The organism is Dyella sp., from assembly GCF_051962475.1.
GTDB lineage: Bacteria > Pseudomonadota > Gammaproteobacteria > Xanthomonadales > Rhodanobacteraceae > Dyella_A.
The window spans coordinates 22,757-46,641 of sequence record NZ_JBQCCF010000055.1 but is presented as its reverse complement, the minus strand read 5'-3'; the positions used below and the strand labels follow the sequence as shown (position 1 = coordinate 46,641).

The window sequence follows — 23,885 nt, the reverse complement described above, 5'->3', positions numbered from 1 at the left end:
CGGGGTCTCCGAGGCGGGATCACCGCCGCAATGCGGATGTCTGGCGCCTTCGACGGATGGGCTGGCGAACGCACGCCTCGTACGGCGTGCCGGCTCAGGCCGGCTTGTGCAGCAGGATCACGCGTCGGCTCGCGCTCTTCATCTGCCAGCCGAAGCGCGCGGCGATCCAGCGCAGGGAAGCCTCTGAGTGGAAGCCGACGTGGGTGGGATCGCGGTGGTAATGCCAACGGGCGAAATCGGTCATAGGCGGGCGCAGCTCGGTCATCAGGCCCACCCAGCCGGCGGGCCGGAGCAGCGTGTCGATGCGTGCGAGGTCACCCAGCGGATCGTGCATGTGCTCGATCACTTCGGTGCAGGTGACGAAGTCGTATTGCGCGTCGAGCCGTGACTCGTCTGGCGCGAAGAACGGGTCGTAGCCGACCGTGGGAAAGCCGGCCGCGGTGAGCATGGCCGCCAGCGCCGGCGCGGCACCGCAGCCGTAGTCCAGGCCGCGGCAACTGGGTGGCAGACGCGCCATCAGGGGCTCGGCAAGCTGCACCAGAAAGCGCCGGTAGCCCGGATCATCCATGCGATTGTCGTGGGTGCCGTAGTACGCGCGCTCGGCGTCAGCATCGAGCCAGGTCGTGGGATCACGGCTGACCAGGTCGCACCTGGGGCAGTGTCGGTAGACTCCGGTGGTCTCGCGCCACGGCGCACCGGTCACCGCCCCGCACAGGGGGCAGGCGACCGGCGCCTCAGCGGATGCCGAGACCATCGATGCCGGTGGCGTCGGCGGCGAAGCCGGCCAGGGTGGCGAAGCGGCGGCCGCGCTCGGCGTAGTCCTTGAACTGGTCGAAGCTCGGTGCGCCGGGTGACATCAGCACCACCCCGCCTTCCGGCGTGACGGCGCGCGCCGCCTCCACCGCCGCGGCCAGGTCCGCTACGCGGATGACCGGACACGTGACCTCCCCCGCGCGCAGCGCCGCTTCGATGCGTGGACCGTTCGCGCCCATGCAGGCGATCGCGCGCGGCGGATGCGTCTGCGCGTACTCCACAAACGGCGCCCAATCGACACCGCGATCGTAGCCGCCGACCAGTACTGCGACCTCGCGGCCTGGCAGACTTTCCAGCGCCGCGACGACCGCCGCTGGCGTGGTGGCGATGGAGTCGTTGATCCAGTCGCGCCCGTCGCACCGGCCCAGCGGCTGCAACCGGTGCGGCAGCGGCCGGAAAGTCGCCAGCGCCGGCGCGGCCGCCAGCGCGTCGTAGCCAAGCAGATCCAGCGCCGCCAGCGCAGCGCTGGCATTGAGCGCGTTGTGCAGGCCCGGCACGCCGAGCTGCTCCACGGGAAAGACTTCCCGCCCGCCGCGGCGGATGAAACCACCGGCGACGTGCCAGCCAGCGGCGTCGCCGAACAGGCGGCGGTCCGAATGGCCGACGGTGTGCGCCAGCAGGTTCGCCTGCTGGCTGTTCACGAGCAGCGTGCGCGCCACGTCGCCGAGGCGCAGCTTGTCCACCACGTATCGCTCGCGCGAGCCGTGCCAGTCCAGGTGCTCCTCGTAGAGGCTGGTGACTACCGCCAGTTCGACCGGGCCGGCCTCACCGGTCTGGAAGCTGGACAGTTCGATCGTCCACAGCTCGGCCGACTGGCCCTGCAGTTCAAGCAGCGGCAGACCGATGTTGCCGGCTAGCGCGGTGCGCACGCCCAGTGAGCGCGCCAGGTGCGCAATGAGCGCCGTGGTGGTGCTCTTGCCCTTGGTGCCCGTGACCGCGACCACGCGGGCGTCGGGATGCTCGCTGAACCACAGCGCGGTGCCAGAGGTGAACAAGGTGCCCTGCGCCTGCGCGGTGGTCACCGCAGGCTTGTAGATCGAGATGCCCGGCGACTTCACCACCACGTCGTAGGCCGACAGCACGACCGCGTCCGGCTCGTGGCCGAAGACCGCGAGCGCCGGATCGAACGCGCGCGCCGCCTCCACTTCCCCCTCGCTGCAGTAAAGCGCCAGCGGCAGGCTCGGCAGCTGCGCGCGGATCGCCGTGATCGCCGCACGACCTTCGCGACCGAAACCCCAGACCGCGACGCGTTGGTTGGCGAGATCAGCGATACGCACGGCCACCCCCTGTAGGAGCCCGCTCGCGGGCGATGCTCCTGGCTTTGATGGTGATCAGGAGCAATAGCATCGCCCGCGAGCGGGCTCCTACAGGGGCAGCGTGGCGCATCAACCGATCGCCGCCAGGGCCGCCTGCAGGCGGGCCGGGACGCGATGCTCGCCGGACGGCACCAGCCAGGGTTCGAGCGCAAGCTGCGAGGCATCGAGTTGCGGCAGGATCTCACTGCGGAAGCGCGCGACCAGCGCATCCTCCGCCCACTCCGGCCGCTGACTCAGCGCGTACATCGCGGCCCGCGCTTCGGCGCCCTCGCCGACGCATTCGAACGGCTTGTGGTCCTGGTACTCGAGCAGCGCGTCGAAGCCGGCGGCTTGCGACTCGTCGTCCAGCAGGTTACGGCCGAAGATGGTGAGCAGCCGCGGCTTGGGGCAAAACGGCGCCAGCGCGAGGAACACGAAGTGGCACTTTGGGCACTGTCCGCACCAGCGGTCGGCCGGTTTGGGGCCGAGGATGCGGAAGTTGCGGTTGCAGCTGGAGAAACTGTCGAAATACGGCGCGAGTTTGGCGAACGCGCGGGTGATCGCCAGCTCAGAATACGGGCGCAGCAGCGAGCAGTAGTCGAGGTCCGCCGCCACATGGCTGCGCAGCCAGTCGGACAGCAGCGTCTCGAAGGCGTAACCCTTGCTCCACTGGTGGTTCACCTGCTGGCCCTCGTACTCCAGCGTGGCCGCCGAGGCCGAGCGTTCGTTGGCGAAGGCGATGGAATCGTGGCCGTAGAGGATGGCCGCCACCGCGAGGATCGCCGAGTTCACCGCGGTGACCGGGATATGGCCGTTCCACGCACCCAGCCGGTTCAGCTCGAACAGGCCCGGCGCCAGCTCGCGCTGGATGTTCAGGGTGGGCAGGCCGGTGCGCTCGGCGCAGGCGGCGATCAGCGGGGAGTTGCCGACCCACACCGCGGTGGCGTCGCCGCCGATCGACTTGATCGCCTCGACCGCCACCAGCGAATCCTTGCCGCCGCCGATCGGCACCAGGGTGCGCTTCGCCAGGCCAAGCGCCGGTGCCACCGGCATAGCGTTTCCGCCGCGCGGAAAATGGATGCGGCCGCGCAGATCCAGCCCGTTGCGGTAGGCGAACTCGGCCAGGCCATGCAGGTACAGCGCCTCGAGCAGGTCGGCGGTGGCGTCGTCCAGCGGACCCTCCGCCACCTCGATCTGCGGCGGCACGCCGGCCTTGTAGTAGCTCACGCCGGCAATCAGGTGCAGCAGCTTCAGCGCCGCGTCGAACGCCGCCTGCCGCGCCGGCAGCAAGGCCGGTGCAGCGGGAAAGCGGATGCGCTCGACCAGCGGCTCGCCGTCGTCGAAAGCGTAGGCCAGCTCGGCCACGCCGTCGGCGTAGCGAGCGTGCAGGAAGCGGAACACCTGGGTCAGGCGCGGTTGGATCGGTTGGGTCACGTAGTTCTCCCTCGCCGGCCGCGGCTCGGCGCAAGCGCAGATTCTAACGGCGCCGCCCCTGCCCTGCCCGTCGTTCCGCGGGCAAGACAGGGGCAGAACGCCGTCAGTCGAGGATCACTTCTTCCGCGTTCTCACGCAGGTTGTACGGCGAGGACATCACCTTGCCGTAGGCGCCGGCCTGGGCGACCAGCACCACGTCGCCCTCCCTGGCCTCGGGCATCCGGCGGTCGGTGCCGAGCACGTCGCCGCTCTCGCAGATCGGGCCGACCACCTGGTACAGCGCGGTGGCCGGTTCGTCGAGCCGGGTGAGGTTCACGATCTCGTGCCAGGCATCGTACAGCGCGGGGCGGATCAGGCTGTTCATGCCGGTGTCCACGCCGAGGTAGCGCAGCATGCCCTTGCCCTTCTGCTGGGTGACTTTCGCCAGCAGCACACCGGCGTCGGCCACCAGGTAGCGACCCGGCTCCATCCACAGCTGGTAGTGCGGATAGGCCGCCTTTACTTCGCGCAGCACCTTGTCCAGCGCGGCGATGTCCAGCCGCGCCTCACCCGGGTGCGAGGGCACGCCGAGGCCGCCGCCGATGTCGAGGAACGCCACGCTGCCGATGCGTTCGGCCAGGCTGGCCAGCTGGGCATACACCTCGCCCCAGTGGCCGGCATCGAGGATGCCCGAGCCCAGGTGCGCGTGCAGACCGCGCACCGTGACGCCATGGCGGTCGGCCAGGCGCAAAAAGGCATCGAGCTGCTCCACCGGCAGGCCGAACTTGCTGCCGCTGCCGCCGGTGCGCACCTTCTCGTGATGGCCCAGGCCGCGACCGAGATCCAGCCGCAGCACAATCTCGCGGCCGCGGAAGGTGTCACCCCAGTGTTCCAGCGGATAGAGCGAATCCAGCGACACGGTGGCCCGCGAGGTCAATGCCCAGGCGTAGTCCTCGTGCGGGGCGAAGTTCGGGGTGAACAGCAGCGGCGCGCTCTCGGGCACCGCCGCCATCACCGCCTTCAGTTCGCCCGGCGAGACGCACTCGAAACCGAAGCCTTCCACGGCGAGCGCCTGGAGGATGGCCGGATGCGTGTTGGCCTTCACCGCGTAGTGCAGGCGGTCCACCGCGGCCAGCGTCTTCAGCTCGCGCGCCTGCGCCCGCACCGTGGGCAGGTGGTAGACGTAGCGCGGGGTGGCCTCAGCGGCGATCGCCAGCAACCGTTCGCGTTCGGCCTCACGCCACCAGGCGGACGCTGCCACCGGGGCTTCGCCGCTGCCGTACAGCGCCTGCCAGCTCGGGCCGAACAGCGCGCTGTCGTCGGTACGCAATGCGCCGGCGGCGATCAGCAGCTCGTGCAGGTGCGGCAGCAGCTCGTCGACCACGCTCTCGTCGACCACGAAAGTCAGGTTGAGGTTGTTCGACGACTGCGAGATCAGGTGCACCCGCAACTGGCCGAACTCGGCCAGCACGCCGGAGAGGGTGTGCAGCATCGAACGCATGCCGCGGCCGACCAGGGTGATCGCCGCGCACGGCGCGATCACCTTGACCCGGCAGACCTTGGCCAGGTCGGCAGCGAGCGCGGCGACCGCGTCGGAATCGAGCAGGTTCTCGGTCGGGTCCAACGACACGGTGACGTTGGTCTCGGCCGAACCGATCAGGTCCACCGACAGGCCGTGCTGCTTGAACTGCGCGAACACGTCGGCAAGGAAGCCGACCTGCTGCCACATGCCGACCGATTCCATCGACACCAGGGTGATGCCCTTGCGCGCGCTGATCGCCTTCACGCTCGGGGCGTGTTCGCGCACCTCCGGGCCGATCACGGTGCCTTCCAGCTCGGGCCGGTTGGTGTCCTTGATCAGCAGCGGCACGCGTGGTTCGCGCAGCGGCGACAGGCAGCGCGGGTGCAATACCTTGGCGCCGGTTGAGGCGATTTCCTGCGCCTCCTCGTAGTCCAGCTTCTGCAGCAGGCGCGCGCCCGGCACCTGGCGCGGGTTGGCGGTGAACATGCCGGCGACGTCGGTCCAGATCTCCACCCGGGCCGCCTTCAGCAGGGCGCCGAAGTACGAGGCCGAGGTGTCCGAGCCGCCGCGACCGAGCAGCACCGTGCGCCGGCGGCTGCCCTCGATGTCGGCCTCGCGGGCGATGAAGCCCTGGGTGATGAACACCTCGCCACGCTCGGCCAGGCGCGCGTTGAGCGACGGATCGGGCCGGGCGTCGACCATCGCCGAGAGCAGCCGGGTGCGCTCGTTCTGGTTGGGCAGGGCGATCGCACTCAGGCACTCGCGCGCGTCGACCCACCCGGTCTGCACGCCACTGTGGCTGAGGAAGGCCGCACCCAGCGCGCTGGACATCAGCTCGCCGTGCGCCTGCACCTGGGCCGACCAAGCCAACTCGCCCAGCTCGGCCGGCCCCTTGTCGGCCAGCTCCGCCAACGTACGCAGCCGCTCGGCCAGCGTCGGCGGCGTCTCCAACTGCATGTGCGCCAGCAGGTCGTAGTGGCGCTGCGCGATCGCATCGGCCGCCGCCACCCGTTTCGCCCGATCACCCTCGCCGCACAGCTGTTTCAGCGCGTCCGTGATGCCGGTCAGCGCGGAGACGACAATGAGCACGCGGGCGCCTTCGCCGCGGCGGCTGGCGACCAGCTCACGGATGTTCTGCCAACGGGGAAGCGTGGCGACGGAGGTGCCGCCGAACTTCATCACGATCCAGGGGGCGTCCGCGGGAAGCGGCGCTTGGGTAGGCGGGGTCACGGGTAGTTGGGCCAGGTGGCGTGGAAGGTTCACCAGTGTTGCGCTGCGGCAATATGATTGCAACTGGTCGATATGTTTGGACGTTTAGACTTCCAAATACCTAGGCAAAGTAGCTTTCTCATGACTCGCAGGCGTCGCTCGGAGTGCCTGCCAGTGACGACACGAGGATATTTTCAGAGCAAGGGCGTTTCGTTCGCCGTCGGCGACCGAGTCACTTTCTCTTGGGTCGCCAAGAGAAAGTGACCAAAGAGAAGGCGACCCTCCACGGCGCTTGCCGGGCTGCGCCCGGCAAGTCCGTGAGCCGCGGCCGGGCTTTTCGACAGGGCTTCGGCAACTGCTCCTGCGTTGCTCTACCTCGGACATCCATGTCCTCGCCTGCCCTGGCGAAAAGGCATCGGCATCCATGCCGATGCCCCTGCGGGCCTGTCGTCCACGGATCACCGCCTCACAAGGGAGGGGAGATCAAAAGCAAGGCAACGGCCAAAGCCAAAGCCAAAGCCAAAGCCAAAGCCAGAGCCAGAGCCAGAGCCAGAGCCAGAGTCACGGCAACGGTGACGGTGACGGTGACGGTGACGGTGACGGTGATGGCGACCGCAGCGGCGATAGCGGCAGCAGCGGCAGCAATAACAGCGGCCGCCGCCTCAGCAACAGCATCTGCACGAACAACAGCGCAAAGGCGATGGTGATCGCGTCAGCGATCGCCGAGCCTGGGCGCGCGGCTTTTGACCTTCCCTCCCCTCTGCAGCGGCGGCCGGGCGGAGGATCAGCCCGAAGGGTGGCCGGCATGGATGCCGGCCAGTTTGGCGTCAGGGCAGGAGGCCCTGTCGACAAACCCCGCAGCCCGGACGCGTACCTCCCGGGCCAACGGCCCGGGAGGCGCGAAAGCGGGGTGGCCTTTCTCTTGGTTACTTCTCTTTGGCCACGCAAAGAGAAGTGACTCGGCCTCCGCAGGAGGACGAAACCGCTCCTGGCTACTGATCCAGTCCTGCGATTAGGAGGATCAACGTCAAAGTGGATGACCGGCATGCGCCGCTGAAGAGCGCTTCCCGCTTTCGCGGGAATGACGGCGATGAGGGATGCAGGAAAACGTGGTACTCATCCCCAGGTGAGGAAAGAAGGCAGAAGCCGGTGCGGGGCTTACTCGACAACGACCGGAATCTTCCCGATCCGCGCCTGCCACTCCCGCGGCCCCGTCTTGTGCACCGAGGTTCCCGCCGAGTCGACCGCCACCGTCACCGGCATGTCCTTGACCTCGAACTCGTAGATCGCCTCCATGCCGAGATCGGCAAAGCCAACCACCTTGGAGGCCTTGATCGCCTTGGACACCAGGTACGCCGCACCGCCGACCGCCATCAGGTACACCGACTTGTGTTTCTTGATTGCCTCGATCGCCGCCGGCCCACGCTCCGCCTTGCCGACCATGCCGAGCAGGCCCGTCTGTGCCAGCACCTGCTCGGTGAACTTGTCCATCCGCGTCGCCGTGGTGGGGCCGGCCGGGCCGACCACCTCGTCGCGCACCGGGTCGACCGGACCGACGTAATAGATGAAACGGCCGGTGAAATCGACCGGCAGCTTCTCGCCCTTGTTGAGCATGTCGACCATGCGCTTGTGGGCGGCATCGCGGCCCGTGAGCAGCTTGCCGTTGAGCAGCAGCACCTCGCCCGGCTTGAAGCTGGCCACTTCATCCGCGGTGATGGTGTCCAGGTTGACCCGGCGCGCGTTGGTCGGGTTGTAGGTGAGCTTGGGCCAGTGCTCCAGCGAGGGCGGATCGAGCGCGACCGGGCCGGAGCCGTCGAGCGTGAAGTGCGCGTGGCGGGTCGCCGCGCAGTTGGGGATCAGCGCCACCGGCAGGTTCGCCGCGTGGGTCGGATAATCCTTGATCTTCACGTCGAGCACGGTGGTGAGGCCACCCAGGCCCTGCGCGCCGATGCCCAGCGCGTTGACCTTCTCGTACAGCTCGATGCGCAGCTCCTCGATGCGGTTGCTCGGCCCGCGCGCGATCAGCTCCTGGATGTCGATGTGCTCCATCAGCGATTCCTTCGCCAGCAGCATCGCCTTCTCGGCGGTACCGCCGATGCCGATGCCGAGCATGCCCGGCGGGCACCAGCCGGCGCCCATGGTCGGCACGGTCTTGAGCACCCAGTCGACGATGGAATCGGACGGGTTGAGCATGGCGAACTTGGATTTCGCCTCCGAGCCGCCGCCCTTGGCTGCGACGATCACGTCGAGCTTGTCGCCCGGCACGATCGAGACGTTGATCACCGCCGGGGTGTTGTCCTTTGTATTGCTGCGCTTGCCGGCCGGATCGGCCAGCACGCTGGCGCGCAGCTTGTTGTCCGGGTCGTTGTAGGCGCGACGCACGCCTTCGTTGACAGCGTCTTCCAGCGAACCGTTAAAGCCATCCCAGCGCACGTCCATGCCGACCTTGAGGAAGACCGTGACGATGCCGGTGTCCTGGCACAGCGGGCGGTGACCTTCGGCGGCCATGCGCGAGTTGATCAGGATCTGCGCCATCGCGTCCTTGGCCGCGGGCGACTCCTCGCGCTCGTAGGCGGCGGCCAGATTCGTGATGTAGTCGACCGGGTGGTAGTAGCTGATGTACTGCAGCGCGTCGGCAACGGACTGGATCAGATCGGCTTGCTTGATGGTGGTCATGGGCGACTCGGGGCGGGGCCCGCCGGGGGAATCTCGGCGGCGCCAGCCGGCTATTTTGCCCTAGCCGCCGGACCCGGCCAAACCGCGCGGCACCCCGCCGCGCGGCTGGCCACCCCCTCAGTAGCGGTATTCGAGCTGAACCGTCAGCGTGCCGACGTGGCCGCCGAGGTCCGCGCCGTTGCGCGAGACTTGCACGCGATAGAAGTCCAGGTGCGCGCCAACGCTGAACTGTTCGCTGACGTCGTAGCCGCCGCCTACCCCCATGTACCAGCCATCGCCACTGGCGGTGGCGCTGGCGGTAGCGGTCACGTAGGACGTCGATCCGGCCTGACTTTCGCGCGCACTCACCTTCACCCAGCTGTGCAGCCAGCCGCCGCGGGCGCTCAGATACCACGGTGCATCGAAGCGGTAGGTGGTGTTGACGCCGAGCAGCGCGGCGCGGGTGCGCGCTTCGTCCCTGACGTCGACGCTGCCGACCGCGTAGCGTTCGGAGAACCGTCCAAGATCGACGAAACCGGTCTCAACGCCCAGCCATGGCTGACCACGCCACAGCGCGCCAAAGCGCAGCGCGGTGGTGATGTCGCTCCCGTCGCGGTGATAGTCGCTGCCGTAAGGACTGCCCAGCCGGGCCTGGGATGTGCCGAGGGCACCGTTGACGAAGAACTCTCGATCGGCCGCATGCGCGACTGGCGACAGCGCCAAGGCGACGAGACACGCCGCCGCAAGCTTCCTGCTCATGGTTGATTCCCTGTGATGTGGAGTGAACGCCGCTCGCAGCACGGCGAGCGGGCGGCGCGAACCCTAGCAAGTCCACGGCGGCGTGTCTGCCGGCCTGCTCCGATATCCGTGCAGCGGACCCGATTGCTGTCACCGAAGCTCACTGGCAAGGTGCGGCTCTCGCTTTTTGGATATCGCCATGCCCACTCGCCGCTTCATGCAACTGGACGTCTTCGCCGACCGCCCCATGCGCGGCAACCCGCTGGCGGTGGTGATCGACGCCGAGGGGATCGACAGCGCGACCATGCAGGCCTTCGCCCGCTGGACCAACCTGTCCGAGACCACCTTCCTGCTGCCGCCAACCACGTCGCAGGCCGACTATCGCGTGCGCATCTTCACTCCGCGCCAGGAGCTGCCGTTCGCCGGCCATCCCAGCGTGGGCAGTGCCTATGCAGCGATCGAGGCCGGGCTGGTGGAGGCAGGCAAGTGTGCGCTGGTGCAGGAGTGTGCCGCCGGCCTGTTGCCGGTGCGGGTGGAGGGTGACGGCGTGGCGCGGGTGATCCACGTGCAGGCGCCGCCGGCGCGGATCACCTCCATCGACGCTGTGCTGCGCGAGCGGCTCGTCGCCGCGCTGCCCGCCACTCTGGACGAAGCGGACACGGCGCGGGTCGACAACGGCCCGCACTGGCTGGTGTGCGACCTGCAGCACGCCACCGCGGTGCGCGCGCTGACTCCAGACCTCGCCGCGATCGCGGCGCTGTGCGAGCACGACGCCCTGGTCGGCGTGAGCGTATTCGGCGCCGAGACCGACGGCACGGCGGCGATGGCCGTGCGCGCGTTCTGCCCCGCCGACGGCATTCCGGAAGATCCGGTCACCGGCAGCGCCAACGCCGCGATCATGGCCGTGCTGGCCGCACGCGGCGACACCCGCTACGGGCTGTGCTACCGCGCCAGCCAAGGCCGCGAAGTGGGTCGCGATGGCCTGGTGGAGGTGGCGCGCGATGCGGCCACCGGTGCGATCACCATCGGCGGCGCCTGCGCGCTGACCGTGTGCGGGGAGCTGGTCATCTAGCCGCAGGGCACTTTTCCGGCGGGCGGATCGGGAGCAAGCTCCGCCCACGGCGCTGCCTGAGACAGGGGGCAGCAGCGGCGTGCAGGGATAAAAGGGGTCATCCACGCGATGACGCGCTCGACAGCTGGGCTGGAGAGCAGCGGGCGGTGCTGCGCATGGCCTGCACAGAGGTCTCCAGCCTCACCTCGCTCAAGGAGAACCGCACATGCTCGCCACGTTCCGCCGCACCACCCTGGCCACCGCGCTCACGCTTCTGCTTGCCTGCGCCTCGCTCGGCGCCCAGGCCGCCGACGCGCCACAGCGCATGGACATGGGCATCGCCCCGTCCAGCCAGCCCGTCAACGTCACCCTGATGCTCAAGTTGCGCGATGAAGCGGGACTGGAGCGATTCATCCAGCAGACCGTGACGCCCGGCAGCCCGAACTTCCAGAAGTTCCTCAGCACCGCCGAATTCGCCAGTCGCTACGGCGCCACCGACGCCCAGATCAAGCGCGTGCAGCGTTACCTCGCTGCGCAAGGCCTGCGCAGTGAGGTACTCGCCAACCACGTCACCGTGCGCGTGAGTGGCAGCCTCGGCCAGTTCGCCACCGCGTTCCACGCGCCGATCCACAACTACCGCTCGCTGGCCACCGGAAAGGTGTTCCATCGCCCCGCAGCCGCGCTGGTGATGCCGACCGAACTGGCCGACTCGGTAGCGGCGACGCTGGGCCTCAGCAACGAATCGACCTACCTATCCCACCGCATCACCACGCCGCGGCTGCCTCAGACCATGTCGCGCCTGAGCGGCCTGAACGTGATGGGCGCCCTGCGCAGCACCGCCGCGGCAAGCAACCCTACGGCCACCGGTCAGCCGGGCGAGTACACCGTGGGCGACGTGGCCAACTTCTACAACATCAATCCGCTCTACCAGCGCGGCATCAGCGGGGCAGGATCCACCGTGGCGATCGTCACGCTGTCCGATTTCGACCCGGCCGATGCGGAGGCCTACTGGAGCGGCATCGGCCTGGCCACCAAGCCGCATCGCATCGAGCAGATCCACGTCGACGGCGGCGGCAGCATCAACGGCGGCAGCGGCGAAACCGCGCTGGACGTTGAACAGGCCGGCGGCCTGGCGCCATTTGCCGACGTGCTGGTGTACGACGCGCCCAACACCACGGCGAGCTTCCTCAACGCGTTCGCGCAGGCGGTGTCGGACAACCGCGCCGACAGCATCTCCACCAGCTGGGGCCTGCCGGAGATCTACAACTTCGCCGCGCTCAACGTGGACGGCGCCAAGGTGAACGACACCACCGACGTGGGCAGCCTGCGTGCGTTCCACCAGATCTTCATGGAGGCCGCCGCGCAGGGGCAGTCGGTGTTCGCGGCCAGTGGCGATTCGGGTGCCTACGACACCGTGCGCGGCCTCGGCTACGGCACCGGCCCGGGCGACTTCAGCGCGCCGCTGACGGTGGACTCGCCCGCCTCCGATCCGTACATCACCGCGGCCGGTGGCACCACCACGCCCTTCAGCTTCGCCTTCGGCAGCAATCCGGTGGCCTCGATCACGCAAGAGAGCGTGTGGGGCTGGAGCTATCTGCAGAACTACTTCGACACCTACTACGGCGCGGGCGCGATCGACCTGTTCTCGGTCGGCGGTGGCGGCGGCGTGAGCAGCTACTGGCGCCGACCGGCGTACCAGTTCCTCACCCGCGGCGTGCAGGCCACCGAGAATCACCAGTCGCTGGACTACAACGACCCCGCCTCCGGCCCGACCACGCTGCTCAGGCTGCCCAACCACTTCCACGGCCGAAACCTGCCGGACATCTCGCTCAATGCGGACCCGGAAACCGGCTACCTGGTGGTGTCCAGCGCCGATGGCGGGGTGACCTCGGGCTCCGGTGGCACCAGCTTCGTGGCGCCGCAGCTCAACGGCATCAGCGCGCTGCTGCGGCAGAGCGCGGGGCACCGCATCGGGCTGTGGAATCCGCAGGTGTACTTCCTGCAGAACGTGTTCGGCTACGGCCGCTATTCGCCGTTCAACAGCGTCAACGCCGGTGACAACTGGTTCTACCACGGCGCCCCGCGCTACACCCCGGGCGCCGGCATCGGCACGCTGGACGTGGAGAACCTCGACCTGTTCCTGCGCAGCCGTTTCCGCTTCTAGCCCACCCCACGCGGGCCTCGCGCCCGTGATCCGACGGCCGGCCGCGGACGCACCGTGGCCGGCCTTTTGTTTGGTCGGGCGCGGGGCTTGCCGCGCCACGCCCCGTCACGCCATGCTCGCGCGTCCTTTAACCATGAGCCCGAGCATGAGCGATCCCGCCAGCACCGCCCGCTACGTCCGCGCCCTGCGCCCCCTGGATGCGGCGCTGATCGTGATCGGCGGGATCATCGGCGGTGGCATCTTTCTCAACCCGGGCATCGCCGCGCAGCGCACCGAGTCGGGACTGGCGCTGCTGGCGATGTGGGTTGGCGCCGGCGTGCTCACCCTGATCGGCGCGCTGTGCTACGCGGAGCTGGGCGCACGCCGGCCCAGCGCGGGCGGCATCTACGTCTACCTGCGCGAGGCATTCGGTCCGTTGGCCGGGTTCCTGTTCGGCTGGACCATGCTGCTGGTGATCTACTCCGGCTCCACCGCGGCGGTGGCGACCATCTTCGCCAGCTACGCCTCGGCGCTGTTCGATCTGCCGCCGGGCGCGGCCACGCCGCTGGCCGCCGCCGCGCTGGCGTTCGTGGCGGGCATCAACCTGTTCGGCATCCGGCTGGGCGCCACGATCCAGAACACCTTCGCCCTCCTCAAGCTGACGGCAGTAGCCGCACTGGTCGGCTGCGGCCTGTATCTGGCCGGGGTGGGCCACGGCGCGCAGGCCGTGCTGGGGGTGGACGAGGCGCGCCGCGGCGTGGGCTTCATGGGTGCGGCGCTGCCGGTGTTGTTCGCCTACTCGGGCTTCACCTACCTCAACAACCTCGCCGGCGAAGTCGATCAGCCGCAGCGCACCCTGCCGCGCGCGCTGTTCCTGGGCATGCTCGGCGTGATTCTGGCCTACGCGCTGGTCAACGTGGCCTACCTCGCCGCGCTCGGACACGACGGCCTGGCCACCAGCACGGCTCCGGCGGCGGACGTGATGCAGCGGGTATTCGGCACCGCCGGCGCGAAGGTGATCGCGCTCGGCATCGCCATCTCCACGCTGGGCTTCTGCAACATCACCCTGGTGGCCGGCGCGCGCGTGCTGCAGGTGATGGGCGAGGACGGGCTGTTCTTCCGCTCGGTGGCGCGGCTGCACCCGGTGCACCGCACGCCGAACCTGGCGCTGGTACTGCTGGCGGGGTGGTCGATCGTGCTGGTGCTGTCGGGCAGCTACGGCCAGCTGCTGGACTACGCCACCTTCGCCGACTGGCTGGCCTGCGCGATCGGCGTGGCCACGCTGTTCTGGTATCGCCGCCACGACGGCGGCACCGCCAGTTTCCGCGTGCCGGGCTATCCGCTGCTGCCGCTGATCTTCATCGGCGTGATCGGCTGGGTAGTGGTCGAGACCATGCTGAGCAACCCGCGCAACGCCGGCATCGGCGTGCTGATCATGCTGGCCGGTGCGCCGGTGTACCTGGTCTGGCGGCGGCTGTTCAGTGCCGCGCGCCCCTAAAGCCTCGATGTGATGCGAAAATACCGCGTTCGCTGACGGGAGTGCTTTAGATGGCGCAGTTGCAGGACCAGGATCATCTGGACGTTCCGGAAAACACCATCGTCCCGGAGAAAATCCGCGCCGGCATCGCGCTTGAGATCAACGGCGAGGGCTACCGCCACACCGGCGATCCGGACATGCCGCTGCTGTGGTACCTGCGCGAGGTGCTGCAGCTCACCGGCACCAAGTACGCCGATGCGAAAGGCGTCAGTGGCGCCGATCTGGTGCTCATCGACGGCAAGGCGACGTCTGCCATCACCGTGCCGATGGACAAACTGGCCGGGCGCAAGGTGACCACCGTCGAAGGTCTGGCCGGCGCGGATGGTCGCCTCCACCCGCTGCAGCAAGCCTTCATCGATGAGGACGCGATCGGCTGCGGCTACTGCACCGCCGGCTGGCTGATCGCCGGCGTCGATCTGCTGCGGCGCCACCCGCACCCCACCGACGCGGACATCGACACCCTGCCCAACCTCTGTCGCTGCGGCTGCCAGAGCCGCGTGCGCAAGGCGATCCAGCGCGTGAGTGCGGCGAAGGGAGCGCAGGCATGAGCGGGCGCATGGAACTCTCGCGCCGCCGCTTTCTGCAAGTGCTGGCCGGTGCCGCCGGCGCGCTGGTGGTGGGCATTCCGCTGGTCGACGCGGCCGACGCGCCGGTGCCGACAGGCTGGCTTGGCGACACGTTGTACGGGCTGGGTGCCTACGTGCGCATCAACGCCGACGGCAGCGTGCTGATCGGCGCACGCGATCCGGAAACCGGCACCGGCGCGGCCACCGCGCTGGCGCGCATCATCGCCGACGAACTCGACGCGGACTGGTCCAGCGTGAAAGTGATCGGCCTGGGGCCAGCCACCGAGGAGGCCAACGGCAAGCCGCGCTTCGTCTACGGCCACCAGCTCGGCGGCACCGGCAGCTCGGTGCCGGCGGCGTGGAACGATCTGCGCCAGGCCGGCGCGCTGGCGCGCTGGCTGCTTAGCCAGGCCGCGGCGCGCCAGCTCGGTGTTCCCGCCGACCAGTTGCGCAGCGAGGCCGGCAGGGTGATCAGCCGCGACGGCCGTCGCCTCGACTACGGGAGCCTCGCCGAGGCTGCCGCGCGGATCGACCCACCCAAGGCGCCGTTGGCGGTGAAGACGCCCGACCGCTACACGCTGATCGGCCACGGCACTGGCGACGCTGACGCGCTGGCGCTGGTCAGCGGTGCCACACGCTTCGCCATCGATCACCAGCCCGGCGACGCCGTGGTCGCAGTGCTGGCGCATTGCCCGTGGCCTGATGGCAGCCTGGATCGCATCGACACCGCCAAGGCGCTTGCCGTGAAGGGCGTGCTGAAGGTGCTGCAGCTCGCGCCGGAGCCCGGCCAGGCGGTGGGCACCACCCCGCGCACCGCTTCGGTGGCGGTGGTGGCGGAAACCACCTGGGCCGCGCTGCAGGGCCGTGCCGCGCTCGACCTGAAATGGAAGCCCGGCGCGGCGGCGACCGAATCCACCGCTGCGCTCGAACAGCAGGCACTCGCGCTGGTCGCCGATGACGACGCCGTACCGACCAAGCGCGTGCGCGACGACGGCGACGTCATCGCCGCTGGTAAGAAGGCCGCGCGCCGCATCGAGGCCACCTACGTGCAACCGTGGCTGGCCCACGCCACGGCCGAGCCGATGAACTGCCTGGCGCGAGTGGACAAGGACCGCGCCGAGCTGGTCATTCCCACCCAGGCACCCCAGGACGCCTGGACCGTGGTGCAGCGCCTCACCGGCCTGCCCGCCGCGCAGATCGACATCCGCGTGCCTCGGGTGGGCGGTGGTTACGGCCGCCGGCTCGATCACGACTTCGTCGCCGAAGCGGTGATGCTGGCCAAGATGCTCGACAAGCCCGTACGCCTGCTGTGGACGCGCGAGGACGACCTCAGCCACGATTTCTACCGCTCCGGCAGCGTGCACACGCTGCAGGCGATCGTCGATCGCAAGCGCGACGTGCTGGCCTGGAACCAGCGCATGGCCAGCGCGCCGGCACTGGTCGGCCGCGGCGTGCCGGGCGACCGCCTGTGGATGTCCGAAGCGAGCGCCGCGCAGTTGCCAGCCGGGCTGATACCGAACTACCGCAGCGACTGGTACGCCTTGCAGGCCGCCACGCCGCGCGGCCCGATGCGCGGCATGCCCGACGTGGCCAACGCGTTTGCGGTGGAGAGCTTCATCGACGAGATCGCGCACGTGATGCGCGAGAACCCGCTGGACACCCGCCTGCGCCTGCTCGGTGAGGCGCGCCAGCTGCCGCTGCCCAACGGCGGCACGCTGGACACCGGCCGCCTCGCCAACGTGCTCAAGCTCGCCGCCGAACGCATCAACTGGAGCGACTGGCTGCACACCGTCAACGGCCTGGGCATCGCCAGCTGGCATCTCGATGGCGCCTACGTGGCACACGCCATCGAGGCCTCGATGAAGGGTGAGCAGCTGACCATCGAGCGGGTCGTCTGCGTGGCCGACGTGGGCCGCGTGATCAATCCCACCGGCCTGGAAGGCCAGCTCGCCGGCGCCACGCTCGATGCGCTGTCGCAGGCGCTCAACTTGGCCATCACGGTGAAGGACGGCCAAGTGCAGCAGCACGACTGGAAGGCCTACCCGCTGGCCACCATGGCACAGCTGCCGAACACGGTGGACGTGATCGTGGTGGCCGGAGACGACCGCCCCCCCACTGGCGCCAGTTTCCTGGCCATGCCCACCGCCGCGCCGGCGCTGGCCAATGCCGTGTTCCGCGCCACCGCGGTGCGCGTACGGCGCCTGCCGCTGATGAAGGAATTGCTGCGCCTGCTGTAGCGGGTATGGCCACCGCCGGGCCGAGCGCGCCAGCCAGGCGCGCCCGCGCCTGGCGCAGCCGAGGTAGCACCGCGCATCCGAACGCGAACGCCGTGCGTACCTGGGGCCATGCCCCAGACTGCGCTCCTCCGGCTCAAACGCGACCTGCGCCTGGCCTCCCCCGTGCCGCTCGCCGCCACGGCCGGGCGGCACCTGCACGCAATAGGAGCCCGGCCGCAGGCGCGCGGCACGGCGCCAACGATCCAGACCCGGCCCCACTCGCGCCGCAGCGGTCTGCCGCCAAGCACCCGGCGCCGACGCGACTGGCGTGACACCGCACCCTCCGCGCAAGCCGATCTGTTCCCATGAGCACGTCGCTCTTTCCTGCCTCTCGCGAAGCCGCGCTTGCCCGCCTCGCCGCCGTGCGCCCGGCCGATTACGCGCGCAGCCGCAATGCGCTGGACGGTGCCGTGACGCGACTGTCGCCCTACCTCAGCCACGGCGTGCTGATCCTGCCCGAGGTTCACGACGACATCGCCGCCCGCTTTGCGTTGAATCCGCAGCACAAGCTGGTCTACGAGTTCGGCTGGCGCGAGTACTTCCACCACGTGTGGGAACACCGCGGGGAGGCGATCTTTGCCTCGCTGCACCCCGGCCCGCTGCCCGATGCGGCTTGTGCGCGCACGCTGCCGCAGGACATCCGCGCCGGCCACACCGGCGTGCCGGCGATCGACCGCGCCGTGGCCGAGCTGTACGCCACCGGCTACCTGCACAATCACGCACGGATGTGGCTGGCCAGCTACGTGGTGCACCTGCGCAAGGTGCACTGGCGTGCGGGGGCCGACTGGCTCTATGGCCACCTGATCGACGGCGACTTGGCCAGCAATCACCTCAGCTGGCAGTGGGTCGCCGGCACCGCTAGCTACAAGCCTTATCTGTTCAATGCCGAGAACGTGGCCAAATACGCCCCGCGCGAGTGGCACAGCCCGGGCACGGTCGTCGACCGCAGCTACGAGGCGCTGGACCGCATGGCGCGGCATGCCGACGCCGTGGCCGCGCCGGGCACGAGTCTGGCCATTCCCGCGCTGGACGAGCCGCCGCTGCTCGCCGCCCCGCCGCCGCAGGCCGGCTACCGGGCGCCGGACGCACGTACCATCGCCGGGCGCGACGTCTGGGTGGTGCATCCCTGGGCCTTGCGTGCGCCGCCGGCCAACCTGCCGGCGCAGACGGTGATCGTGGCGATCGCGGTGGCCGAATGGCACGCGCGCTGGACGTGGTCGGCGAAGCGGTGGGGTTTCGTGGCGGATCTGCAGTCATCGCTTGCGACGCACCGCTGGTTCGCCGATGCCGCCTCGCTGCGCGCCGCGCTGGCCGATGCCCGCAGCGTGCAGGCGATTGACGATCCGCACGCACGCAGCCTGCTGCGCCAGCTTCGCGACGACGTCGCACTGCGCCCGCTGCCGCGCCTGTTCGCCCCGGTCGAGCGCCCCTGCGCCAGCTTCTCGCAGTGGTGGCACCGCACGCGCATCGACGCCTGAAGCGCGACGTCGTCACAGGGCAAGCACATTATGTTGCACACAATTCAATTGCTTGAAATATGACTAGCCACCTCCACCCTTGAAGGCTGCCAGCGCAGATCGTGCCTGTTCCGATTCGCGGCGCGCGCATCGCCTGAACCACCCCAATCCACCCGAACTACCCAAGGAGCCTCCATGACCGATCACGCCGCCTCGGCCGACGTCGATGTCCTGTTCCAGCCGATCACAGTAGGCGAGCTGAAGCTGCCCAACCGCATCGTGATGGCCCCACTCACCCGCAACCGCGCGGGCCAGGGCAACACCGTGGGCGACCTGCAGGCCACCTACTACAGCCAGCGCGCCAGCGCCGGCTTGATCATCGCCGAGGCCACCCAGGTGGTGCCCGAGGGCCAGGGCTACATCGCCACGCCGGGCATTCATTCGCCCGAGCAGGTGAAGAGCTGGAAGGACGTGACCGACGCCGTGCACGCCGCCGGCGGGCGCATCGTGCTGCAGTTGTGGCACGTGGGCCGCATCTCGCATACCTCGCTGCAGCCCGGCGGCAAGGCGCCGGTGGCACCCTCGGCGATCCGCGCCGAGGCCAAGGTGTTCACCGCCGACGGCTTCACCGACGTCTCTGCGCCGCGCGCGCTGGAACTGGATGAGATCCCCGCGCTCATCGACAGCTATCGCGTCGCTGCGCGTCACGCCGTCGAGGCCGGCTTCGACGGCGTCGAGGTGCATGCCGCCAACGGTTATCTGATCGACCAGTTCCTGCGCGACAAGTCCAACCAGCGCACCGACGCCTACGGCGGCAGCATCGAGAACCGCACCCGCCTGCTGTTCGAGGTGTGCGAGGCGGTGGCCAAGGAGATCGGCGCCGGTCGGACCGGCGTGCGGCTGTCGCCGCTGACTTCGTTCGGCGATCTGGCCGACAGCGATCCGCAGGCGCTGTTCAATCGCGCGGTGGAACGCCTCGCCACGCTGGATCTTGCCTTCATCCACGTGATCGAAGGCGAGACCGGCGGCGATCGCACGCCGCAGCCGTTCAATTACGCCGCCATGCGCGGGCCGTTCAAGGGCGCGTGGATCGTCAACAACGGCTACGACCGCGCCATGGCCATCGACGCGGTGGCCAGCGGCAAGGCCGACCTGGTGGCGTTTGGCCGTCCGTTCATCAGCAACCCGGACCTGCCGCGCCGGCTGCGCGAGAACGCACCGCTGAACGTGCTGGATGCGAACACGCTGTATGGTGGCAATGCCAAGGGCTACACCGACTACCCGGCGTTGGGCTGACCCATCGCGCGGCGCGGCCAGGCCATCGGATGGCTTGTCCGCACCGCGCGCGTGCTGCACCCTCACGCCATGAGCCGCTCCCGCGCCACGCCTCCTGCCTCCGCCCCGCCCGCTGACGACGCCTCGCCGCTGTGTCTCAAGCGCCAGCTGTGCTTCGCGCTGTACGCAGCCAGCAACCGGATCACCCGACTGGCGCGCCCGGCGCTCGATGCGCTCGGCCTCACCTATCCGCAATACCTGGTGCTGCTGGTGCTGTGGGAACACGCGCCGTGCACCGTGGGCGAGATCGGCCAGGCGCTGATGCTCGATTCGGGCACGCTCACGCCGCTGCTCAAGCGCATGGAAGCCAGCGGCCTGCTGACGCGCACTCGCGACCGCGCCGATGAGCGCTGCGTACGCATCGCGCTGACGGCCGCAGGTCGCGCGCTCAAGTGCCGCGCAGGCAACATCCCGGAAGGGGTGCGCTGCCAGATCGCGCTGCCCGCGGACGACATCGAATCGCTGCGCGAACAACTGCACGCGCTGCTGCAGGCGATCGAGCCGCCAACGGAAGAGCGCTGACCAACGCTTACGCGACTCTCGCAAGGCAGGGCCAGGCCCTGTAGGAGCGGCTCCAGCCGCAATGCTCTTGCGACACCGACCGACGCCATGGCGACTGACCAACAAAGGCCGGCCATGCCCCGTGCAATCGCAGCGACTAGAACTGATCGCTCGCCGGCACCCATGAACTGGACGACCGCGCCGGACCCAGCGGCGCTTTCGGCGGCGCGCTGACGGCACGGGTGCAGCCCGGCGGCAGCGGTCCACCGGCGACGCGCGCGTTGGCGCATTGCACCGTGTTGTCCAGCAGGATCGGCGCGGCAGGCGCCTTCGCCACACTGGCCGCCGGCGCGGGCGGTGGTGGCGCCAGCGGGGCCGACGGCAGGTTGAGCCGCTGGTAGATCTCCGGCTCCACCGCCTTGGCCAGCGGATCGGGGTTGTGGCAGCCGAACAGCGCCATCGGAAACAGCGGCATCGCCGCGCATTCGATGCGCACGCCGCGCGGCAGATGGAAGGTGTGCTTCACCGTGGTCTTCTCCACCGCGTGGCGCAGCGCGGTGTCGATCGCACTCTCGCCCTCGGGCGCCCAGTCCTGCTCGAAGCGGGTCGGCTTGTAGCCGATGTTGGGCGCGCGATGCTCCATGATCTGTACATCGCCGTGCGGCTTGAGCTGGATGTAGTCACCCGGCTGGCCGCTGGCCGCACCGGTGGCGGCGTTGCCTGCCGCGCTGCCCTCGCTCGCCTTGCCGACTCCCTGCCCCGGCGCGGGCAAGGCGATGGAGCCGTCCTGGCCGATCGCCAGCGCGGGCGCCTGTTCCTGCCCGGTGGGCGAGCCGGGCGTGGCGGTGTCGCTGCCCTGCGGCGTGGCGTCCGGGGCGGTGCTGACATCGCGCTCGCCCGCGGCACTGGCCTGGTCCGCCGGGCGTGATTCGGTGGCCTGCGGTGCGCTGGCGGTTTCGCTCGACTTGCTCGCCTGCTCGGCGGCTGACGTCTTCGACCGCTGCGCGGCTGCCGCCGGCGTGGGCGTGGGCGCCGCCGCGCTGGCTTCCGGGGTGAGTACGGGCCGCGCCACCGCGATCGCCACGCGCGGCGCGGGCGTGTCCAGCTTCGCTGCCGCGGGCGCCGGGGCGCGCGGCTGTTCGATCAAGCTCGGTGCCAGCGGCGCCACCGGCACCGCTTCCAGTTGCGGCTCGGCCGCCGCCACGGTGACGGCCGGCGCCTGCACCTGTGGCCGTTCGGTGGCGACGACGATCGGCGTCGGTGCGCTGATCTGCGGCTGCAGATTGACCTGCGGCGCCGCCTGCGCCGGCAGCGGCACGGCCTGCAGCTCCGGCACCGGCGGCGCGGCGGCAGTGGCCTGCGGGCGGGCCAGCACCACGCTGGGCGGCGCCGCGGTAAGCGGTACGCGCGCATCCAGCGCCACGGTCGGCGGCGCCAGCGCAGGCGCCGACTGCGCGGGCAGCTCGGGCATCGCCAGCGAGGCCGGCGGCGGGATCGGACGGTTGCCTTCCAGCTGCGGCTTGCGCGGCGGCTCGGGCTGGAATGCGGGCGGCACCGGCTTGGCGACCGGCGGTGTGTCCAGCGTGATGGATGGCGGCTCGCTGGCGAGCGGCACCGGCGCGAGATCGGGTGTCGGCGCGGGAGCAGGCAGGGTGAGCGGCGGCGGTGGCGCCGTCACGACCTTCTGCGGCGCCGGCACGCTGGTGCGCTTGGCGATGTCGATCACCGGCGGTTGCAGCGTAGGCACCGGGATCGGTTCGGCCGCAGGCACGGCCGGCAGCGCCGGCGTGGCGACGGCGGCCGACCGCGTGCGCACGGCCACGCGAGCGGCGCTGCCCCGATGCACCGGCCCGCGCTGCTTCGGTGGCGTACCGCGCACGGGCGGCGGCGGCGGTGGCTCTTCCTTTTTCTTTTCGATGAAGCGCACCTGTAGCGCATCGCCCGGCCGCTCCGGCGGCGGCTCGGGCACGTAGGCCGGGCCCAGCACTGCGCCCACCAGCACGGCCAGATGCAGCAACAGGCTGCCGCTCAGCGCGATGGCGCGCAGCCAGCGGTCGCGGGGCCTCTGCCGCGTGCGGCGCCGGTACACGCGTGCCCGCTCGGCCGCCTCGCGGGGCGACTCGAGCATCACGACGGGGCGGCGGACCGGACGGTCCGAGGGCGGCAGCGGCATGGCGAGGAGTGTAACGGCGCACGCCGCCGCGATGGCGCCGCCGCGGGCGCTTCAGGGCTTGCCGACCGATGCCGGGTCCGTCAGCGCGGCGTCCTTCGCCTGCGCACGCCGTGCCGTGTCTGCCGGGCACCACGTCGGCAGGCGCCTGCCGGCGCGGAACAGCGCGATGCACTGGCGCAGCTCCTCATCGACCGCGCGCGCCGGCGTATCCACCGGGCAGCCGTAGGGCAGCGGGCCTTCGCTGCGCCACGCGGCGATACACACCTGCAATGTCGGTGGCGTGGGCGGATGCGGATCCTTCGCCAGCGGCGCGGCAGGCGCCATGTTCAGGCGCTCGTCGCCGTCGTTGGGTGGCGGCGGCGCCGGCGGGTCGGAGCACCCGCCGAGCAGGCTGCATTTAAGATGCACGCCGCGCGGCAGGTTCACCGCATGCTGCTTGAACAGCGGCGCCGCGATCTTGCGCAAGCCGGTCTGCGCCGCGTTCTCTCCCGGCGGCGGGAAATACTGCTCGAAGCGTGTGGCCTTGTACGGCAGCGGCGAGGTGTGATCCATCACCTGCATGTCGCCCGTGGGCTTGCGCTGCACGTAACCCGGCACCGGCGCCACGGCCGTGCTGGCCGATGCGCTGGGCAACTGCGCCACCCCGTTGCGATCGAACAGTTGCGGCGTGGGCGCGGCGCTGGCGGATGCCGCGGGCGCCGGCCCGGGCACCTCCACGCGCATCGCGTCGGGCCGCGGCGGCTCGCGTACCGGCTTCGGCCGCGGCGGCGGGTTCGGCAGCGCGGGTGGTGGCGTCGCGCTTGGCGCCGCGGCCGTGCGGCGCGGGATGAAACGCACCTGCAGCACGCCCTCGCTGGGCCCGGCTGCGGCCGCTGCGAACTCCCGCGGCGGGCCAGGCCGCGCCTCGCGCCACAGGACCACGGCAAAGAGCGCATGCAGGAGCACCACCAGCGCCCACGCCAGCGCGTGCGGCCGGCGATCGCGCGGTGGCCGACGATGACGCAGGGTGCGCAGCAGCTCGCGCGTGGCGGGATCCAGCGGCACCAGCCCGTGCGCGGGCGTCCAGCGATGCGGATCGAGCGGCGGCGTGCGTTCGATGATCAACCTCGGCGAGTGGATGAAGGAAGCGACTGACCAGCATGCGAGGCCGTCGCAAACGCCGCATGAATCGCGCGCCCTGCACAGACCGTGCGTGCCGCGC

The 23,885-nt window shown here is 70.1% G+C and carries 16 protein-coding genes; 8 read left to right on the top strand and 8 right to left on the bottom strand.

Annotated elements, in window-relative coordinates; translation table 11 throughout:
- Window positions 1–94 precede the first annotated feature (94 nt).
- The 6 genes from ACTHJF_RS12430 to ACTHJF_RS12405 all read right to left on the bottom strand — a co-directional run bounded on the left by ACTHJF_RS12430 (window position 95) and on the right by ACTHJF_RS12405 (window position 9,666).
- Window positions 95–754, bottom strand: coding sequence for a class I SAM-dependent methyltransferase (locus ACTHJF_RS12430; protein WP_440267386.1), 660 nt, complete (start codon window positions 752–754; stop codon window positions 95–97).
- Window positions 735–2,090, bottom strand: coding sequence for a UDP-N-acetylmuramoyl-L-alanine--D-glutamate ligase (gene murD, locus ACTHJF_RS12425; RefSeq protein WP_440267385.1), 1,356 nt, complete (start codon window positions 2,088–2,090; stop codon window positions 735–737). The genes ACTHJF_RS12430 and murD overlap by 20 nt, the downstream gene beginning before the upstream one ends.
- Before the next feature lie 108 nt (window positions 2,091–2,198).
- On the bottom strand, window positions 2,199–3,542 hold the full coding sequence (gene murL / locus ACTHJF_RS12420; protein ID WP_440267384.1) for a UDP-N-acetyl-alpha-D-muramoyl-L-alanyl-L-glutamate epimerase: 1,344 nt from the start codon (window positions 3,540–3,542) through the stop codon (window positions 2,199–2,201).
- Between the two features lie 103 nt (window positions 3,543–3,645).
- Window positions 3,646–6,273, bottom strand: a complete 2,628-nt coding sequence (locus ACTHJF_RS12415) for a bifunctional aspartate kinase/diaminopimelate decarboxylase (RefSeq protein ID WP_440267383.1) — start codon at window positions 6,271–6,273, stop codon at window positions 3,646–3,648.
- A gap of 1,137 nt (window positions 6,274–7,410) precedes the next feature.
- The gene (locus ACTHJF_RS12410) at window positions 7,411–8,928 is read right to left on the bottom strand and encodes a fumarate hydratase (RefSeq protein ID WP_440267382.1); all 1,518 of its coding nucleotides are present in this window, start codon (window positions 8,926–8,928) and stop codon (window positions 7,411–7,413) included.
- 117 nt (window positions 8,929–9,045) lie between these two features.
- Window positions 9,046–9,666 (bottom strand): outer membrane beta-barrel protein, encoded by a 621-nt coding sequence (locus ACTHJF_RS12405; RefSeq protein ID WP_440267381.1) that lies wholly within the window; start codon window positions 9,664–9,666, stop codon window positions 9,046–9,048.
- A gap of 178 nt (window positions 9,667–9,844) precedes the next feature.
- On the opposite strand from ACTHJF_RS12405, the gene ACTHJF_RS12400 reads away from it, so the two are divergent.
- The 8 genes from ACTHJF_RS12400 to ACTHJF_RS12365 all read left to right on the top strand — a co-directional run bounded on the left by ACTHJF_RS12400 (window position 9,845) and on the right by ACTHJF_RS12365 (window position 20,532).
- Entirely contained in the window at window positions 9,845–10,717 is an 873-nt protein-coding gene (locus ACTHJF_RS12400; RefSeq protein WP_440267380.1) for a PhzF family phenazine biosynthesis protein, read from the top strand.
- A gap of 205 nt (window positions 10,718–10,922) precedes the next feature.
- Entirely contained in the window at window positions 10,923–12,860 is a 1,938-nt protein-coding gene (locus ACTHJF_RS12395) for a S53 family peptidase (protein WP_440267379.1), read from the top strand.
- A gap of 145 nt (window positions 12,861–13,005) precedes the next feature.
- Entirely contained in the window at window positions 13,006–14,337 is a 1,332-nt protein-coding gene (locus tag ACTHJF_RS12390) for an APC family permease (RefSeq protein WP_440267378.1), read from the top strand.
- Between the two features lie 50 nt (window positions 14,338–14,387).
- On the top strand, window positions 14,388–14,924 hold the full coding sequence (locus ACTHJF_RS12385) for a (2Fe-2S)-binding protein (RefSeq protein ID WP_440267377.1): 537 nt from the start codon (window positions 14,388–14,390) through the stop codon (window positions 14,922–14,924).
- Window positions 14,921–17,179, top strand: a complete 2,259-nt coding sequence (locus ACTHJF_RS12380) for a molybdopterin cofactor-binding domain-containing protein (protein WP_440267376.1) — start codon at window positions 14,921–14,923, stop codon at window positions 17,177–17,179. The genes ACTHJF_RS12385 and ACTHJF_RS12380 overlap by 4 nt, the downstream gene beginning before the upstream one ends.
- Window positions 17,180–17,523: 344 nt before the next feature.
- Window positions 17,524–18,696 carry an FAD-binding domain-containing protein gene (locus tag ACTHJF_RS12375; RefSeq protein WP_440267375.1) on the top strand — a complete coding sequence of 391 codons (1,173 nt, stop codon included), beginning with the start codon at window positions 17,524–17,526 and terminating at the stop codon, window positions 18,694–18,696.
- Between the two features lie 174 nt (window positions 18,697–18,870).
- The gene (locus tag ACTHJF_RS12370) at window positions 18,871–19,971 is read left to right on the top strand and encodes an alkene reductase (RefSeq protein WP_440267374.1); all 1,101 of its coding nucleotides are present in this window, start codon (window positions 18,871–18,873) and stop codon (window positions 19,969–19,971) included.
- A gap of 69 nt (window positions 19,972–20,040) precedes the next feature.
- Window positions 20,041–20,532, top strand: a complete 492-nt coding sequence (locus ACTHJF_RS12365) for a MarR family winged helix-turn-helix transcriptional regulator (RefSeq protein ID WP_440267373.1) — start codon at window positions 20,041–20,043, stop codon at window positions 20,530–20,532.
- Window positions 20,533–20,668: 136 nt separating this feature from the next.
- Here the strand turns inward: ACTHJF_RS12365 and ACTHJF_RS12360 are convergent, their stop codons facing one another.
- On the bottom strand, window positions 20,669–22,639 hold the full coding sequence (locus tag ACTHJF_RS12360; RefSeq protein WP_440267372.1) for a hypothetical protein: 1,971 nt from the start codon (window positions 22,637–22,639) through the stop codon (window positions 20,669–20,671).
- 96 nt (window positions 22,640–22,735) lie between these two features.
- Window positions 22,736–23,788 (bottom strand): hypothetical protein, encoded by a 1,053-nt coding sequence (locus ACTHJF_RS12355; RefSeq protein WP_440267371.1) that lies wholly within the window; start codon window positions 23,786–23,788, stop codon window positions 22,736–22,738.
- Window positions 23,789–23,885: the final 97 nt, after the last annotated feature.

What these genes read in the sequence shown, in the direction of transcription:
- ACTHJF_RS12430 (WP_440267386.1), bottom strand. Translation starts at nt 754, where the DNA reads ATGGTCTCGGCATCCGCTGAGGCGCCGGTCGCCTGCCCCCTGTGCGGG.
- ACTHJF_RS12410 (WP_440267382.1), bottom strand. Translation starts at nt 8,928, where the DNA reads ATGACCACCATCAAGCAAGCCGATCTGATCCAGTCCGTTGCCGACGCG.
- ACTHJF_RS12405 (WP_440267381.1), bottom strand. Translation starts at nt 9,666, where the DNA reads ATGAGCAGGAAGCTTGCGGCGGCGTGTCTCGTCGCCTTGGCGCTGTCG.
- ACTHJF_RS12400 (WP_440267380.1), top strand. Translation starts at nt 9,845, where the DNA reads ATGCCCACTCGCCGCTTCATGCAACTGGACGTCTTCGCCGACCGCCCC.
- ACTHJF_RS12395 (WP_440267379.1), top strand. Translation starts at nt 10,923, where the DNA reads ATGCTCGCCACGTTCCGCCGCACCACCCTGGCCACCGCGCTCACGCTT.
- ACTHJF_RS12390 (WP_440267378.1), top strand. Translation starts at nt 13,006, where the DNA reads ATGAGCGATCCCGCCAGCACCGCCCGCTACGTCCGCGCCCTGCGCCCC.
- ACTHJF_RS12385 (WP_440267377.1), top strand. Translation starts at nt 14,388, where the DNA reads ATGGCGCAGTTGCAGGACCAGGATCATCTGGACGTTCCGGAAAACACC.
- ACTHJF_RS12380 (WP_440267376.1), top strand. Translation starts at nt 14,921, where the DNA reads ATGAGCGGGCGCATGGAACTCTCGCGCCGCCGCTTTCTGCAAGTGCTG.
- ACTHJF_RS12375 (WP_440267375.1), top strand. Translation starts at nt 17,524, where the DNA reads ATGAGCACGTCGCTCTTTCCTGCCTCTCGCGAAGCCGCGCTTGCCCGC.
- ACTHJF_RS12370 (WP_440267374.1), top strand. Translation starts at nt 18,871, where the DNA reads ATGACCGATCACGCCGCCTCGGCCGACGTCGATGTCCTGTTCCAGCCG.
- ACTHJF_RS12365 (WP_440267373.1), top strand. Translation starts at nt 20,041, where the DNA reads ATGAGCCGCTCCCGCGCCACGCCTCCTGCCTCCGCCCCGCCCGCTGAC.
- ACTHJF_RS12360 (WP_440267372.1), bottom strand. Translation starts at nt 22,639, where the DNA reads ATGCTCGAGTCGCCCCGCGAGGCGGCCGAGCGGGCACGCGTGTACCGG.